The organism is Photorhabdus kayaii (assembly GCF_025384895.1).
GTDB lineage: Bacteria > Pseudomonadota > Gammaproteobacteria > Enterobacterales > Enterobacteriaceae > Photorhabdus > Photorhabdus kayaii.
On record NZ_JAJAFZ010000184.1, the window covers coordinates 1 to 1,201 of the forward strand.

Consider the following 1,201-nt stretch of genomic DNA (forward strand, 5'->3'; position numbering starts at 1 on the left):
TTGTTAAAAAAATCAGATTTGACCGACGGTAATAGTTATGATCTCATACTCTCTTTTTGAGAGCAAAAACCATGTGCTTTGATATTTTTACTGAACATTTCTCAGACATTCAAGATCCCCGTCAAAGCGCTAAAGTCGCCTACCCTTTATTCGATATTTTATTTGCCTCATTGTGCGCTGTTCTGGGCGGCGCAGATGGTTGGAGTGAGATCCAAGAGTATATTGAAGGCCACCATGAATGGTTTCTTGAACATAATATGTTCAAGGCGGGGATCCCTGTTGATGATACGATTGCCCGGCTTCTCTCACGGATTAATCCGGAACAATTTAATCTGTGTTTTATCAACTGGATGCGTTCGGTTCATCAGGTTACTCAGGGAGAATTAGTGGCGATTGATGGTAAAGTCTTACGGGGTGCCTATGCCCCGGGAGAACGCGGTTCGGCTCTCCACCTTGTGAGTGCTTATGCGACAGCCAATAAAATGGTCATCGGCCAGGTTAAAACCCAGAAAAAATCTAATGAAATTACCGCAATCCCGGAACTCATTAAGTTGTTGGAACTGAAAGGCGCGCTGATTTCCATTGATGCGATGGGATGCCAAACGCAGATCGCTCAGGAGATTATTGATGCCGGCGCGGATTATTTATTAAGTGTGAAAGACAACCAAAAACGTCTCCATCGTGCCATTCAAAAAGCCCTGGAAGCCCAGCGCGTTTTGCCCTTAACAACCGAAAAAGCGTTGATAGAACAGGGTCATGGTCGTCTGGAAATCAGAGAAAGCCATGTGCTGAATGCCGATACATTCAAAACCGATTTTCCGGAATGGACGGGATTAAAAACACTGGGTGTCACAATCGGATACAGGCAAGAAAACGGCAAATTGCCCAGTCTGGAGTACCGTTACTACATCAGTTCAGCCAGACTGACAGAAGAACAATTTTCTCAGGCAGTACGCAGCCATTGGCAAATAGAGAATAATCTTCACTGGGTGCTTGATGTGACGTTTAAGGAAGATGATTGTCAAATTTACCGTGAAAATGCGGCGGAAAACATCGCGATATTACGACGTATTTCGTTAAACATGCTGAAAAAAGAAACGAGTCAATTAAGCATTAAAGCGAAGCGTAGACGAATATGGATGAAAACCCAATTTTTGGAGCGAGTATTACAGGCGGGTTTTGCTAATGTGAGTGATATTTA

General features: G+C 43.6%; 1 protein-coding gene. It reads left to right on the forward strand.

The annotated features are described in order from the left end of the window. Positions 1 to 71 precede the first annotated feature (71 nt). Positions 72 to 1,201 (forward strand): ISAs1-like element ISPlu17 family transposase (locus LGZ98_RS23775; RefSeq protein WP_046973755.1); only part of this gene is annotated, 1,130 nt, incomplete at its 3' end.